This window comes from Sporosarcina gallistercoris (assembly GCF_014836415.1).
In the GTDB taxonomy this organism is placed as follows: Bacteria; Bacillota; Bacilli; order Bacillales_A; family Planococcaceae; genus Sporosarcina; species Sporosarcina gallistercoris.
The window spans coordinates 26,472-41,989 of record NZ_JACSQY010000015.1; the positions used below are offsets into that span (position 1 = coordinate 26,472).

Genomic DNA, 15,518 nt, shown 5'->3' on the forward strand with positions numbered 1-15,518 from the left:
ATGAGACAATGACATCTTTTTTTAGGAAGAGAGCGATTCGTTATCCGCTTGCTGCCGTCTCACTCCTCGGCGTCCTGGCGGCAGTATTTTTGTTTATGTTCAACTTTTGGGTGGGGCTGATCTATACGGTGATTTTCTTTGCACTTATCGGCTCTTCATGGAAAATTGAAGAACAAACCTATATGGATACGGAAAAGCATATTGAGACGATGTCCTATCGAATGAAAAAAGTCGGTGAAGAGGCACTATTTGAATTGCCGATTGGGATCATTCTGTTGAATGAAAAACAGATTATTGAATGGGCCAACCCATACGCGGCACAAATCTTTGGAGAAGAATCGTTAATTGGTGAAGAGCTTTTTGAGCTCTCTGAACAGTTCCGTTCTTTTTTAAAAGATGACGTACCTGAAGATTTGACGATGACGGTAGGAGAACGTTCCTTCAGACTTGCATATAAGCCCGAGGATCGACTCATTTATTTATTTGATGTAACGAAAAAGCGCGAAATCGAGTCACTGTATTATGCAGATCGAACGGTTATCGGAATCTTACTCGTCGACAACTATGACGAATTGGCACAGACTATGGATGATCAAACAAGAAGTCAGCTGAATTCGCTTGTGACCTCTCTTATTAATAGCTGGGGCGCAGACAATGGCATCTTTGTGAAACGTGTAGCCTCGGACCGGTTCATAGCTGTGTTCAACGAATCCATGCTGAATGAGCTAGAAAAAAATAAATTCGCGATTCTCGATGATGTGCGGGAAAAAACAGCGAAACAAAGTAATGGTTTAACATTGAGTATCGGGGTAGGTGCAGGCTCTCCATCACTCATCGAATTGGGTGAACTCGCACAGTCCAGTTTGGATCTCGTGCTGGGGCGAGGTGGTGACCAGGTCGCGATTAAACGATCAGATGGAAAGCTGAAATTCTTCGGAGGTAAGACGAATCCCGTGGAGAAGCGGACGAGAGTGAGAGCTCGAGTCATATCCCATGCACTACGTGACTTAATCCAAGGCAGTGATCAGATTTTTGTCATGGGTCATAAGATGCCGGACATGGATGCGATTGGGGCAGCAATCGGTGTACGTAAAATGGCTCGTATGAATAATGTTCCGGGATATGTCGTCGTGAATTTCGATGAATTGGATGCAAGTGTAAATCGACTGATTGACGAAATCGAACAAGATCCTGACTTGTATGATCATTTCATCCATCCTGATGAGGTGTTATCCAAAATGACGGACAAGTCACTTGTGGTCATAGTGGATACACATAAACCGAGCATGGTCATCGATGAACGTGTGATTGACAGAGCAGAAAAACTGGTGGTGATCGATCACCATCGTCGCGGTGAAGAGTTTGTACAAAATACAATGCTCGTTTACATGGAGCCGTATGCGTCATCGACTGCCGAACTAGTGACCGAGCTTATTGAATATCAGCCGAAAAACGAGAAATTGACGATGCTTGAGTCGACAGCTATGCTAGCGGGTATCGTGGTCGATACGAAGAGCTTTACATTACGCACGGGTTCCCGTACGTTTGAAGCAGCTTCCTATCTGCGCACGAATGGCGCAGACACCGTTCTCGTACAACGTTTGTTGAAGGAGAACATAGAAACCTACGTAGAGCGTTCGAAACTTATTGAAACGGTTGAGATCATGAATGGCGGGGTTGCCATTGCGAAAGGCGAAAACGGGGTGCCGTACAATTCTGTGCTGATCGCACAAACCGCCGACATCTTGCTGACGATGCAAGGAGTATCTGCATCCTTTGTCATCGCTCCACGGTCAGATGGTAAAATTGGTATAAGTGCCCGTTCACTCGGTGAACTGAATGTCCAACGAGTGATGGAACAGCTTGGCGGCGGGGGGCACTTGACAAACGCAGCTACACAACTGATGTTAGACAGTGTAGAAGAGGCTGAAGCGCAACTGAAACAAGTAATTTTGGATGATCAGGAAAGGGGAGACTGAACATGAAAGTGATTTTTCTGCAAGATGTAAAAGGTAAAGGTAAAAAAGGTGATGTAAAAGAGGTTTCTGTAGGGTATGCCCAAAACTTCTTACTAAAAAACAACGTGGCTGTTGAAGCAACGCCAGCAGCCCTCAGTAAGTTAGAAGGACAGAAGAATCGCCAGGCAAAAGATGCTGCAGAAGAATTGGAAGATGCGAAAAAACTAAAAGCGCGCATCGAAGAGCTCACAGTTGAATTGACAGCGAAGTCCGGTGAAGATGGTCGATTATTTGGATCGGTCACTTCTAAGCAAATTGCAGCAGCTCTGGAAAAGCAACACGGTATTAAGCTGGATAAGCGTAAAATGGATCTGCCGGATGCAATCCGTGCACTTGGCTATACGAACGTACCTGTGAAGCTGCATCACGATGTCAACGCGGTGTTGAAAGTCCACGTAACTGAAGAATGATAAGGAGATAGTCTGATGGATCAAATGATAGATCGTATTCCCCCTCATAATAACGAAGCCGAGCAGTCCGTCATCGGTGCAATTTTCTTGGATCCTCAAGCGCTCATTACAGCAGCTGAGATTCTGATACCCGAGGATTTTTACCGGACTGCACATCATAAGATTTTTCTAACGATGATCAGCTTAAGTGATAAGGGGCAGGCGATCGATGTGGTCACTGTCACGGAAGAACTGTCTGCGAAAAAGGAATTGGAAGACGTCGGAGGACTCTCTTATTTAACAGAGATAGCCAACTCTGTGCCAACTGCTGCAAACATTGAACATTATGCCCGTATCGTAGAAGAAAAATCGCTGTTGAGACGATTGATTTCTGTAGCCTCTACGATCATGGAAGATGGATATACACGAGAGGACGAAGTGGAGGCGCTCCTGTCCGAAGCCGAAAAGAAGATGATGGAAGTTGCGAATCGCAAAAATGCAGGTGATTTCCGTCATATTAAAGACGTACTCGTGGATACGTATGACAACATAGAAATTTTGCATACACGTAGAGGAGACGTCACAGGCGTCCCTACAGGGTTTACAGACCTCGATAAGATCACTGCAGGATTCCAGCCCAATGACCTGATCATTGTGGCTGCACGACCTTCAGTGGGTAAGACGGCATTCGCATTGAACGTTGCGCAAAACGTTGCCACAAAGACTGATGAGAACGTTGCAATCTTCAGTCTCGAGATGGGTGCTGAACAGCTCGTCATGCGTATGCTATGTGCAGAAGGTAATATTGATGCATCTGTTCTGCGGACAGGGAATCTCGAGGCGGAGGATTGGCGCAAGCTGACGATGGCGATGGGCAGTCTATCCAACGCAGGAATCTTCATCGATGATTCACCAGGTATCCGTATCAACGAGATCCGTTCGAAATGCCGACGTCTTCAACAAGAGCATGGACTAGGAATGATTATGATCGATTACTTACAACTCATTATGGGGAGTGGCAGATCGGGTGAGAACCGACAGCAGGAAGTATCGGAAATCTCCCGTTCTTTGAAAGCTCTCGCGCGTGAATTGAAAGTCCCTGTCATTGCCTTGTCACAGCTCTCCCGTGGTGTTGAGCAGCGGCAAGACAAACGGCCAATGATGTCTGACTTGCGAGAATCAGGAAGTATTGAGCAAGATGCGGATATCGTTTCATTCTTGTACCGTGAAGACTATTACGATAAAGAAACTGAAAACCAAAATATGATTGAAATTATCATTGCTAAGCAACGTAACGGCCCAACTGGAACAGTGACATTAGCCTTTGCCAAGGAATACAACAAGTTCTTGAATATCGATTGGTCACAGCACGAATCCTTTGGTGCTTAAACACGAATGTAGGAGAATATAATCTCTCTAATGTTCGTGTTTTTATTGACGGTGGACCATAAAACTTGTTACAATAATAGCTGTTTGAATGAGGATGCTTATGCATCCAACGGAGGTGCTGATAATGCCATCAGTAGTAGTTGTTGGAACACAGTGGGGAGACGAAGGGAAAGGGAAGATTACAGATTTCCTTTCAGAAAATGCAGAAGTAATCGCACGATACCAAGGCGGGAATAACGCGGGTCATACGATTATTTTCGGCGGAGAAACATATAAACTTCACCTCGTGCCATCCGGCATTTTTTATAAAGAGAAGACGTCTGTTATCGGAAACGGCATGGTTGTCGATCCAAAAGCACTCGTCGGCGAATTGAAAGGCCTTCAAGACCGAGGCGTCAATACAGACAACTTGCGTATTTCAAATCGTGCACATGTCATCTTGCCATACCACTTGAAACAAGACCTTGTGGAAGAACAGAGCCGCGGGGAAAACAAGATCGGGACTACGGGTAAAGGGATTGGACCAGCTTATATGGACAAAGCTGCACGAATCGGGATCCGTATGGCAGACTTGCTTGACCATGAAGTGTTTGAGATGAAACTGCGTATGAACTTGAAAGAAAAGAACCGTCTGTTTGAAAAAATGTATGATACTGAAGGATTCAAAGTCGAAGACATTTTAGAAGAGTATTACGGGTACGGTCAAGAACTTGCGAAGTATGTAACAGATACATCCAAAGTGTTGAACGACGCACTTGACCAAGCACGTCGTGTCCTTTTTGAAGGTGCTCAAGGAGTCATGCTCGATATCGACCAAGGTACTTACCCATTTGTTACATCATCCAACCCAGTTGCAGGTGGAGTAACAATCGGTTCTGGTGTCGGCCCAACAAAGATCGATCACGTCGTAGGTGTATGTAAAGCTTATACTTCACGTGTTGGTGACGGTCCTTTCCCGACGGAACTATTCGATGAAATAGGCGATCAGATTCGTACAGTCGGTAAAGAATTCGGAACAACAACAGGTCGTCCACGCCGTATCGGCTGGTTCGATAGTGTCGTCATCCGTCATGCACGCCGCGTCAGTGGACTAACGGATCTATCGGTAAACTCAATCGATGTATTGACAGGTTTGGAGACAGTTAAAATCTGTACAGCTTATGAATACCAAGGGAAAACAATTACAGAGTATCCTGCAAACTTGCGAATGCTTGCTGAATGTACCCCGATTTATGAAGAACTGCCAGGCTGGACAGAAGATATCACGAAGTGTAAATCACTCGATGAACTTCCAGAGAACGCACGTCATTATTTAGAACGTATTTCCCAGCTCACAGACGTAACGATTTCGATCTTCTCAGTAGGACCGGATCGTACACAAACAAACGTGGTAAAAAGCGTTTGGCGTGCTTAAGCCAATCCTATAAAACGCTTCCTCATCTACTGCCTATGGGTGGAGTGGGGAAGCGTTTTTACTTGCGGGGAATTTCGACAAAATCCGGGGAATATTCCCCGGGAAATAATAGAGTATGAATGCCCTCTTCATGCGGTTTACGAAACGATTGAACGTGCGAAAATGCATGAAGAATGGTAGAGTAAAGGATACCAAGTAAATGCGCCGACTCGGCCAGAAAGGGTAGAACTCATGCAAAACAAAACAATACTCGTCGTAGATGACGAGAAACCCATTGCAGATATATTGGAATTCAATTTAAAAAAAGAAGGCTTTACTGTCTATACAGCTTATGATGGGGACGAAGCGCTGGCGAAAGTGGAAGAGGTCCAGCCGGATATTATGCTGCTCGACATAATGCTGCCAAAACAGGATGGGATGGAAGTATGTCGCGAAGTTCGCAAGAAATATGATTTTCCGATTATCATGCTGACAGCTAAAGACTCTGAGATTGATAAAGTTCTTGGACTGGAGCTCGGTGCAGATGATTACGTTACCAAGCCTTTCGGAACAAGAGAACTGATTGCTCGAGTCAAAGCCAACTTGCGCAGACATCAAAAAGTTGCAGCTGAAGATGCAGAAGAAGTTACAAATGATATTGCGGTCGGCAGTCTCGTCATCCAGCCAGATGCATATCTAGCGCAAAAACGAGGAGAAACCATTGAGCTTACCCATCGCGAATTTGAACTGCTGCATTACTTAGCGAATCACATAGGACAAGTGATGACGCGCGAGCATTTGCTGCAAACGGTTTGGGGCTATGATTACTTCGGTGATGTGCGGACGGTGGATGTTACTATCCGAAGACTTCGAGAGAAGATTGAAGATACACCAAGCCATCCAACATGGATTGTGACACGTCGTGGCGTTGGCTACTACTTGCGGGATCCGGAACAGGAGTAACTAACAGAATGAGAAAAGTGGGGATCTTCAATTCCATTCATGTTAAGTTTGTGCTGATTTACGTCATGCTCATCTTGCTCGCCTTGCAGATTATCGGTCTGTACTTTTCAAAAGAGTTAGAAGATACGTTGAAAAAGAACTTTAACACGTCGATTAAAGATCGTATTAACCTCGTTGAATTTAGCGTACGTGAAGAAATGCTGAAAGAACGATCCTCTGACGATCCGTCAGTCGAAACGAGTTTGCGGACAGTCCTTACGGGTTTTAGTTCTGATGATATCAATGAAGTACGAGTCATCGATTCAAAATATCGTATTTTAGCATCCTCAGTTCTCGATCACCAGAAAACGATGGTGGGACAGAAATCCACGGACGATATAGTCAAACGTGCCATAGTCTCTGAAAGTCCTCAAAGCATCATTTACTTCAATGATAAAGCAAATAAACGAGTACAAAAACGTACGCATCCGATTATGAACGGCAGTGAAGTCATTGGAGCACTCTACGTGGAGTCCAACATTGAAAAAGTCTTTAAGCAGATCGATGAAATCAATCGAATCCTTGCAGGAGCTGCTGCAGTCTCGCTTACGATCACCATCATCATTGGAATCTTCATTGCCCAGACGTTCACCCGTCCTATTTCGGACATGCGCAGGCAAGCCCAAGCAATGGCGAAGGGAAATTACTCCAGGAAAGTCCGGGTCTATGGAAATGACGAGATGGGACAGCTGGCCATTGCGTTCAACCATTTAACGAACCAGCTGTTGGAGTCTCAATCCACCACAGAAGCGGAAAGACGGAAATTGGCGTCTGTGCTGGAAAATATGACAGACGGAGTAATTTCAACAGATCGGAAGGGCCGGGTAAGTCTGATAAATGACTCGGCGCTCAGCATGCTTCGTATGACCAGTGATCTTGTATTGAACCGACCGATCAATACTATTCTTGGAATTGAAAAAGAATATTCCTTTGAAGACTTGATAGAGATGCGTGAATCGCTTCCGTTAGACTTTAGCACAGAAGACGAACCATCTATATTACGCGCCACCTTTTCAGTGACTCAACGAGAGACAGGTTTTGTGAATGGACTCATAGTCGTTCTGCATGATAACACAGAGCAAGAAAAAATTGAGATGGAACGTCGTGAGTTTGTTTCAAATGTTTCACATGAACTTCGGACGCCACTCACTACAATGCGCAGTTACTTGGAGGCTCTCGCTGAAGGAGCATGGAGAAATGAAGACATTGCACCTGCCTTCTTGAATGTGACACAAACAGAGACTGAACGGATGATCCGGCTTGTAAATGATTTGCTGAAACTTTCCAGAATGGACAGTAACGAGTACGAGCTCAACACAGAGTGGGTAGACTTCAATACGTTCTTCAACTCGATCATAGATCGATTCGAGTTTTCCAAATCACAAGAAGTGAGCTTCCGTAGAATTGTTCCGCCAGAGGATCTGTTTGTTGAAATTGATACGGACAAAATGACGCAAGTAATTGATAACATCATTTCGAACGCACTGAAGTACTCGCCTGACGGTGGAATTGTCCGTTTCAATGTAGCGGTATTGGAGGACTCGATCCGGGTAAGTATTGCAGATGAAGGTCTTGGCATCCCAGCCGCGAATGTGAATCGGATTTTCGATCGTTTCTTCCGTGCAGACAAAGCCCGTTCCCGGGCAATGGGTGGTACCGGCCTAGGTCTCGCAATTGCGAAAGAGATGATTAGTGCACATGGGGGCAAGATTTGGGCGCATAGTGTCGAAGGGGAAGGGACCTCGATCTTCTTTACATTGCCTTATGAACAACACGATGATGGGGAGTGGGACGTGTGAGACATATAGAGACAATCAAATCAGTCGTCCTGCTACTGCTCGTCCTGTTGAGCATCACATTCACGTTTTCAATATGGTCGTATGCACCAAAGTTCGATCCGATTGACCCGAATCAGTCGGTCGATGGATCGATTACAACCATACAAAACAAGAAACCGATATCTGATATTGTACTTCCTTACAAATGGGTCTTTAAATTTAACGATGAAGAATTATTTGGAACGACAGATTCGTCTGTAATTAAGCCGGTTCTTGAAGAAATGATGCGCTGGAAAGTGTTTGGACTTACTGCTGTGAATCAGAATCTTACGTTAGAAGAACTGCATAACTTGCTCACTAAAGGAAATCAGTATACCCTCTATTATCCAGGGGAAGTACCGGTTTCCGTCTATGAGGACGTGCTTGAAATCGAGGACAAAAACGTTCCGGAAGTTCTGTTCAATCTCCTCATTGTCAATTGGAATCCGGAAGACAGTTTACCTGAGGTCCACTTTATCAGTACCGTCAGCAGGACGCATTATAAAGCGAAAGTGAAAATGGAAGATACTCAGCGTTTCCAAAAGTCGATTATTGATAAAGGTAAGAAGTTGTCTCAATATAAAGAAGTACAAGTGAATGAAACCAAAACGTTAGCGATTTCAAGTGAACCCATCACTGCGATCCATTCGACGTACATCGAAGAGGAGATCAATCCTTCCTTGTTTAAAGATGCGTTGTTTAATGATCCAAACGCTGTCAGAAGAAATTTGGTCGAACCTCATAAGGAAGAGTATGGGGACGATCATGCGCTGATGAATGTAAATACGAAATCGAAAGTTTTAAACTTCGTCTATCCTCCTGAAAGTCAGGAATTGGCGATTCCGTCTGAACTGATGACAGCTACTGTGGAATTTGTAAATGATCACAGCGGCTGGACAGATGATTACCGCTACTCTTACATGAACCCAGTTTCGCGTTATATTAAGTTTCAGCTCCATGACAATGGACTTCCAGTCTTCAGTGACGTCCCGAACGGTGCAGAAATAACGGAAATACTGGGAGACAACCGAGTAGCCCGTTATAGCCGTCCTTATTTTACACTCAACTCTCCTATCAAGAGTTATGAAGTGACACTCCCTCCAGCAACGGAGGTTGCCCGTCAACTAGAAGCATCAGACGATCTCGATTTCACAGCAATCGAAGAAATAAAGCCTGGCTATCTACTTATTCATGATACGGATGTAGGTGTCTTGAAATTCGAACCTCATTGGTTCTATTACATCAAAGGGAATTGGGAAGTGTATGAGGAAGAGCTAAATCGGAAGGGAGGCGGCCTTCTTGGATTGGAGTAAAACCAAAACAATCTTCATCATAGTGTTTTCGATACTGAATGTATTACTGTGTTTCCTGTATTTGAATCGGAATGCAAAGATTGAAAACCTGGAAGTGACGGGGAAGACTTCTATGGAAGATGTCTTAAAGCAAGAACACATCACATACAAGCTGCCTCCATTCGTAGACAAAGAAGCATCATTTGTTTCTGCAGATGTCGTTGACTTTAACAAAGAATCACTAAAAGATTTAAAAGGTCAAAAAACATCCATCATGAGTGATAACCTGTTGAGGTCAACCATTACCGATAAAATAACACTTGAAGAAGCAAAGAAAGATGATTTCAAATCGTTCCTTTCCCAATACGTATTGAACGGAACGGAATACGTACTGTGGGAGGTGGCGGAAGAACAAAAGAAAGCATTCTTTTTCCAGCAATTCGAGGGACGCCCGATCTATTATAGTCCGAGTGCCATGCTCGAGATCACATGGGATGATGATGAAAAAATTCAATATTATGAGCAGCGGATGTTAAATAACTTTGCAAATTTCAATAAGAAAGACTTGCTCTCGCCACTAGAAATCATCGGATCTCTCGCTTCACGAGGTTTGTTGAAACAGAATTCTGAGGTGACCAATGTCAAAATGGGCTATTCAACACTTGTACGCTTAACGGAAACCCAAGTGTTTGCCCCAACGTGGGATGTTCAAGTAGAATTAGAGAATGGGGAAAAAGAGCATCACTTCCTCAGTGCGAATGAAGGTAAAGTGATTGAGTTCCAACTTGAAGAGGAAACGGAAGAAACCGAAGAGCAATCCGAATAAGGAGTTTTTACAATGCGTTTCAGCATACTTGCCAGCGGCAGTACTGGTAATTCCATTTATATAGAAAATGACTCGGGAGCTTATTTAGTAGACGCTGGCTTAACAGCAAAACGAATTGAAGCACAGCTTGCAAAAATCGGTCGTTCGATGAAAAACGTCAAAGCTATTTTTGTTACTCATGAGCACAGCGATCACATTAAAGGCGTAGGTGTCTTAGCAAGAAAACACGGAGTTCCCATTTATGCGAATGAGAAAACGTGGCAAGCAATGGATGGACTAGTAGGAGAAATCGCGCTTGACCAACGGTTTCAGTTCGACGTGGAAACTGTCCACTCACTTGGTTCGATCTCTATTGAATCGTTCGCCGTTTCTCATGACTCCGTTGATCCGATGTTCTACGTGTTCCATGAAAATGATCGAAAACTTGCGATCATAACCGATACTGGATACGTGAGTGATCGGATGAAAGGAATCATTAAGAATGCGGACTCGTTTGTCTTTGAGTCGAATCATGACGTCGGCATGCTTCAAATGGGCCGCTATCCGTGGAGTGTCAAGCGGCGTATATTGAGTGATGTCGGTCACGTATCGAATGAGGATGCCGCAATTGCAATGAGTGATGTCATTGAACAAAAAGAGACCCAGATCTATTTGTCCCACTTAAGCCGCGACAATAACATGAAGGACCTTGCCCGCATGAGCGTCGAGCAGACGTTACAAACGTGCGGTATTGTCGCAGGAGAGTTCGTCCATCTGCATGATACGGACGCAGAAGAACCAACTGAATTAATCACAGTTTGAAAAGGAAACCGTATCGCTTTAAGCGATGCGGTTTTTTAATGGGAATGAAGTTGATGTGAGTGGCAGTCGCTGGTATTCTCAGCAACCCGACCGTTTCGCCGAAGTACCCGCTCGTTTACGTCGGCCACCCGCCCGTTCCACCGAAGCACCCGCTCATTTCGGACGGCCACCCGCTCGTTCCACCGAAGCACCCGCTCATTTCGGACGGCCACCCGCCCGTTTCGCCGAAGCACCCGCTCATTTCAGCCAGGAACCCTACCGTTTACCATGGCCATCCGCTCCTTTAGTTGTGCATACTTTAAATCTCCTTTAACGGGAACGATTCGCTCCATTCCATCGTCTTTTTATAGAAGTCCCCATATTTCTTTTAAATTTTTCAGAATGGGGTAAAGTGTAAAGAGAGAATGGAATCGAAAGGACGAGAGCCATGGACGACTACAACAGGGATCGAGAAGAGGAACAACAGAGGCCAACAGATCCACTACAGGAACCGACGCCTTCAGAAAATCACGAGGCTCCGCCAAGTGAACCCGTATACAGAACACGAGCAACCACACCACCTCCACCGCCTCCAGAACCTCCAAAACGAAGAGGTGGATTTCTCCCTGCATTATTTGGAGCCATCCTTGGCGGCCTGCTCGTCTGGTTACTCATGTTTGCCGTGGGCGAATCGGATGACAATGACAACAAGACAACGGGTACAGTTAAGGAATCGGGAAGTTCTAAGCAAGTGAGTGTCGACATCGATAGTGATTTAACAGGAGTCGTAGAAAAATCGACTGACGCCGTTGTTGGGATTACGAATTTACAGCGAGGTCAAGATTTCTGGACCCAATCGGATACACCGCAAGCAATTGGAACGGGATCGGGCGTCCTCTATAAGAAAGAAAATGGGAAAGCCTACATTGTCACCAATCATCATGTTGTCGAAGATGCAGAAGAACTGGAAGTGACACTTGACGATGGAACAAAGATTGCAGGTAAGTTAATTGGGAGTGATGTCTGGACGGATCTAGCAGTTGTTGAAATCGACGACAAAGACATCACATCCATTATGGAATTTGGAGATTCCGATGCGCTAAAACGTGGAGAAACGGTCATTGCGATCGGGAACCCGTTAGGCCTTGGTTTTTCTGGTTCGGTCACAGTTGGGGTCGTCTCAGGTAAAGACCGTTCTATTCCTATCGACATTAACTCAGATGGTACCATCGACTGGCAAGCGGATGTTTTACAAACCGATGCAGCCATCAACCCAGGGAACTCTGGCGGAGCGCTTATCAATATGGCAGGGCAGCTAATTGGAATCAACTCCATGAAAATTACCGAGGAGACGGTAGAAGGAATTGGTCTTGCAATTCCTATCAACTTAGCTTTGCCAGTAATTGAGCAGCTGGAACAGACAGGTGAAGTGAATCGCCCGACAATGGGTGTATCACTACTCGATTTACGAAGTATCCCCGTCCAGCAACAGAGCGTTCTGAAGTTACCGGAAGACGTTAAAAATGGTGTTGTAGTCACAGAAGTCTTCCGTAATACGCCAGCACAAACCGCAGGTGTCCAAAAATATGATACAATTGTAGAAATGGACGGAGAACCGATTGAAGACATGGTGACGTTGCGCAAACACTTGTACAACGAAAAGAAAGTCGGCGATAGTATGACGATGAAAGTCTATCGCGAAGGAAAGCCTGTCACAATTGACATGGTTCTGAAAGACGGCAACTCGTTCTAATGCACATGTGTATAAAATCACCACTTAGTTATCCACAGCAGACACGATAGCAGAGAAACCGCTATTGTGTCTGCTTTTTTTATCAACAATTCTACGTTTGTGGATAAAACTGAAAATTTGTGCATAACTCTGTGGGGAAGTAAAAGTAAAAAAGGGGTGAATAATTTGAAAATTCATAGCTGTGAAACCCATATAAACCGGGCACTTGACGAATTTGTGGCACAAGAGGAGACATTTCCGAACATGGAGCCGATAACAAACGAAGAGAAGTTATCCACAAAGTGCGATTACTGTGATACACTTGCTGTCTATCTTGTGACGAACACATAATCGGGCACTATATCTAGATGGACCTGTGGATATGTGTATAACTTCCGTGTATAACTTTTCAAAAAAGGTGGACAACGCTGTGAATATTACAATTGTGACGGTTGGGAAATTGAAAGAGAAGTATTTGAAAATGGGCATCGAGGAATATGCAAAACGACTCGGTGCGTATGCAAATATCGATTTAATCGAAGTGGCGGATGAAAAAGCGCCCGAACAACTCAGCGACGCTGACATGGAAATCGTGAAGAAAAAAGAAGCGGACCGTATTCTTGCAAAAGTTTCACCAGATGCACACGTCATTGCGCTTGCGATTGAAGGGAAACAGAAAACATCCGAACAACTAGCAGAAAACCTGCAATCTCTAATGACATATGGAAAAAGCAAAATCACTTTCATCATTGGCGGATCCTTGGGATTACATGCTGATGTCTACAAGAGAGCCGATGAGCTGCTGTCGTTTTCTAAGATGACATTCCCACATCAGTTGATGAAGCTGATTTTGTTGGAGCAGGTGTATCGTGGGTTTAGAATTATGAGGAATGAACCGTATCATAAGTAAGTGCAATTTATTTATGTAAACAGCCTTATAATAAAGAGGCAGGAAGGACAGACAGGCTTAGGTTATACTAATGGTGAACCATCTAATAAAAAATGATTTAGTGCAAGTACTGTAAACTAAAAAGGTTGAAATATACAGAAGATCATTGTATATTTCAGCCTTTACAAATTTTTAGATGAAAATTATATGGAATAACTGTTGAAAGTCCCCCAAATCTCTTGTCTAGCAAACAGAGGCTGAGTGGACATAAAGTTTACGATTATTAAAGCATAATCTAGATTTGGGTACAGATCGAATAAAAACCTATCACCGTATCGAATAGCTGTTAATGCAAGTGGCAATTCGCGTCGGAAAACTTCATTCCGTCTTGTTGCCGCGATTAAGTCATGTTCTCCTTGATCTATAAATAGATATACATTGTAATACAAGCAATTTCTATTTGTTTTCCATTCACCTAATACTTCATCTCTCATGTCAGGATTGACTTTATCCCACGCAAATTGAGTTCCAATTGTTAAGAATAGTTCTCCAGTGAAATCAGAGTGAGTGAGAGTGTGATTTCTTGGAATAATCGGTTCCGTAGCCGTTACACCATTCCTGTATTCAACAGATAGTCTTTCTGAATTAAACTTACTCACGCCATTAACTCCAATCGGTTTTATATATGTATACGCTACTTTTTTTGTTGGAGATTGGTAATAAGTCTATGAAGAGTTTTGTTACCAGTAGTAAAATCTTAAAAATCGCACTTAGACTAATCGCGTTGAACCGTACCATAAGTGATGTGAAAGTAATCTAGCATAAGTGAGAGACTCAGATGATTTATATTAAAGGTAAGTGAAATGTTCAATTGGATGTCGTTCTATTAATGAGTAATAGAAGGCAAAACTGTCTGAATGACGCAAAAGACAATTGCCGAATTGTTTCAAACGACTTAAGCAGAGTAGTTTTCTTCACAGGTACATCAATGGTACCCCACAGGGGAATCTTGGCAAAACCCTGTCTATAATGAATTCTTCATAAATTGAAGTAGAACTTCCCAAAACTCCTTTCTAAGACTACCCTAAGAAAACCTTAAGAATTGCCATACGTGTTTCTTCAGATTTCAATGAAATAATAAGTGTATCACTTAATTGCAGATACGAGATTAATCTGAAGAAGAGGAGTGGAATGGCATGACAACAGAAGAATCGTGGTCGTTTATGAGGACGATTGATGCGGGGTATATTATAGGGCCGCTATTTATTGTGTATTTGATAATAGTGATTCTGAAGTTGAAAAGACAGGGTAAGAACTATAGTATTTTTCAATACATTACGTTAATTTCACTGGGAATATATATTCTTTCGGTGGTGGCATTGACGACGTTTCCGATTGAAGTGAATTTGGGGATGTATAAGAATCAGACTCCGTGGTACAGCCGAATCAATCCGATTCCGATTCTGACGATTGATATGGCGACATTTATTTTGAACATCATTATGTTGGTTCCGTTTGGGGTCTATCAGTGGCTAGTAGTGAAGCAGGACAAGATTTCGTGGGAGCTCGTAGCAGTAAGGAGTTTGCTGTTCAGTCTAGCGATAGAAGTGCTGCAGTTGTTGCTTTACATCACTGTGAATAGTGCCAGAAGCGTGGATGTGAATGACTTGATTGCGAATACGCTCGGAGGGATTCTGGGGTATTATGCGGTGAAGTTTGTATCGAAGAATACGTATTTCAAAGAATGGATTGATCAATTTAAAGTGTCTATGAAAAGCCAGATCATCACAAATAAATTGTAGTTTAAATGAATTAATTTTATAACTCTGAGTCCTTTGCATCTCTAAGGATAAAATAGAGCACCTCCCCAAATCCTGTATAAAAAACATCAACGCGATTTCTCGATATGGCATATTTGAATAGGCTACACTTACTTAGACAATAAAGATAGGGTCTTGTAGAATACAACCAAAGAGATGAGGAGAATCTAC

Annotated in this window: 15 protein-coding genes; 13 read left to right on the forward strand and 2 right to left on the reverse strand. The window is 43.6% G+C overall.

Features of this window, described 5'->3' with window-relative positions; all coding sequences use genetic code 11:
* The first annotated feature begins 8 nt into the window (after positions 1–8).
* The 9 genes from H9659_RS14605 (at position 9) to H9659_RS14645 (ending at position 10,927) form a co-directional block, all read left to right on the forward strand.
* The gene (locus H9659_RS14605; RefSeq protein ID WP_191691941.1) at positions 9–1,979 is read left to right on the forward strand and encodes a DHH family phosphoesterase; all 1,971 of its coding nucleotides are present in this window, start codon (positions 9–11) and stop codon (positions 1,977–1,979) included.
* A gap of 2 nt (positions 1,980–1,981) precedes the next feature.
* On the forward strand, positions 1,982–2,428 hold the full coding sequence (gene rplI, locus H9659_RS14610; RefSeq protein WP_191691944.1) for a 50S ribosomal protein L9: 447 nt from the start codon (positions 1,982–1,984) through the stop codon (positions 2,426–2,428).
* 15 nt (positions 2,429–2,443) lie between these two features.
* The gene (dnaB, locus tag H9659_RS14615) at positions 2,444–3,796 is read left to right on the forward strand and encodes a replicative DNA helicase (protein WP_191691946.1); all 1,353 of its coding nucleotides are present in this window, start codon (positions 2,444–2,446) and stop codon (positions 3,794–3,796) included.
* A 124-nt stretch (positions 3,797–3,920) separates the two neighbouring features.
* Positions 3,921–5,210: an adenylosuccinate synthase gene (locus H9659_RS14620; RefSeq protein ID WP_191691948.1), complete on the forward strand. Its 1,290-nt coding sequence runs from the start codon at positions 3,921–3,923 to the stop codon at positions 5,208–5,210.
* A 231-nt stretch (positions 5,211–5,441) separates the two neighbouring features.
* Positions 5,442–6,152, forward strand: coding sequence for a response regulator YycF (yycF, locus tag H9659_RS14625; protein WP_191691950.1), 711 nt, complete (start codon positions 5,442–5,444; stop codon positions 6,150–6,152).
* Between the two features lie 8 nt (positions 6,153–6,160).
* Positions 6,161–7,990 carry a cell wall metabolism sensor histidine kinase WalK gene (gene walK, locus H9659_RS14630; RefSeq protein ID WP_191691954.1) on the forward strand — a complete coding sequence of 610 codons (1,830 nt, stop codon included), beginning with the start codon at positions 6,161–6,163 and terminating at the stop codon, positions 7,988–7,990.
* Entirely contained in the window at positions 7,987–9,321 is a 1,335-nt protein-coding gene (locus H9659_RS14635) for a YycH family regulatory protein (RefSeq protein ID WP_191691956.1), read from the forward strand. The genes walK and H9659_RS14635 overlap by 4 nt, the downstream gene beginning before the upstream one ends.
* A complete protein-coding gene (locus tag H9659_RS14640) occupies positions 9,308–10,126 on the forward strand; it encodes a two-component system regulatory protein YycI (RefSeq protein WP_191691958.1) in 819 nt (272 codons plus the stop codon). The genes H9659_RS14635 and H9659_RS14640 overlap by 14 nt, the downstream gene beginning before the upstream one ends.
* A gap of 12 nt (positions 10,127–10,138) precedes the next feature.
* Complete coding sequence (locus tag H9659_RS14645) at positions 10,139–10,927, forward strand: MBL fold metallo-hydrolase (RefSeq protein ID WP_191691960.1); 789 nt, start codon at positions 10,139–10,141, stop codon at positions 10,925–10,927.
* Between the two features lie 115 nt (positions 10,928–11,042).
* On the opposite strand, the gene H9659_RS15625 is transcribed toward H9659_RS14645, so the two are convergent.
* Positions 11,043–11,168 (reverse strand): hypothetical protein, encoded by a 126-nt coding sequence (locus H9659_RS15625; RefSeq protein ID WP_263618301.1) that lies wholly within the window; start codon positions 11,166–11,168, stop codon positions 11,043–11,045.
* A gap of 186 nt (positions 11,169–11,354) precedes the next feature.
* On the opposite strand from H9659_RS15625, the gene H9659_RS14650 reads away from it, so the two are divergent.
* The 3 genes from H9659_RS14650 (at position 11,355) to rlmH (ending at position 13,548) form a co-directional block, all read left to right on the forward strand.
* Complete coding sequence (locus tag H9659_RS14650; protein ID WP_191691963.1) at positions 11,355–12,659, forward strand: S1C family serine protease; 1,305 nt, start codon at positions 11,355–11,357, stop codon at positions 12,657–12,659.
* A gap of 165 nt (positions 12,660–12,824) precedes the next feature.
* Positions 12,825–12,989, forward strand: a complete 165-nt coding sequence (locus H9659_RS14655) for a CxxH/CxxC protein (protein WP_191691965.1) — start codon at positions 12,825–12,827, stop codon at positions 12,987–12,989.
* A gap of 79 nt (positions 12,990–13,068) precedes the next feature.
* Complete coding sequence (gene rlmH, locus H9659_RS14660; protein WP_191691967.1) at positions 13,069–13,548, forward strand: 23S rRNA (pseudouridine(1915)-N(3))-methyltransferase RlmH; 480 nt, start codon at positions 13,069–13,071, stop codon at positions 13,546–13,548.
* A gap of 182 nt (positions 13,549–13,730) precedes the next feature.
* Here the strand turns inward: rlmH and H9659_RS14665 are convergent, their stop codons facing one another.
* Positions 13,731–14,186 carry a staygreen family protein gene (locus H9659_RS14665; protein ID WP_191691969.1) on the reverse strand — a complete coding sequence of 152 codons (456 nt, stop codon included), beginning with the start codon at positions 14,184–14,186 and terminating at the stop codon, positions 13,731–13,733.
* A gap of 537 nt (positions 14,187–14,723) precedes the next feature.
* On the opposite strand from H9659_RS14665, the gene H9659_RS14670 reads away from it, so the two are divergent.
* On the forward strand, positions 14,724–15,329 hold the full coding sequence (locus tag H9659_RS14670) for a VanZ family protein (RefSeq protein WP_191691971.1): 606 nt from the start codon (positions 14,724–14,726) through the stop codon (positions 15,327–15,329).
* The last annotated feature ends 189 nt before the right edge of the window (positions 15,330–15,518 follow it).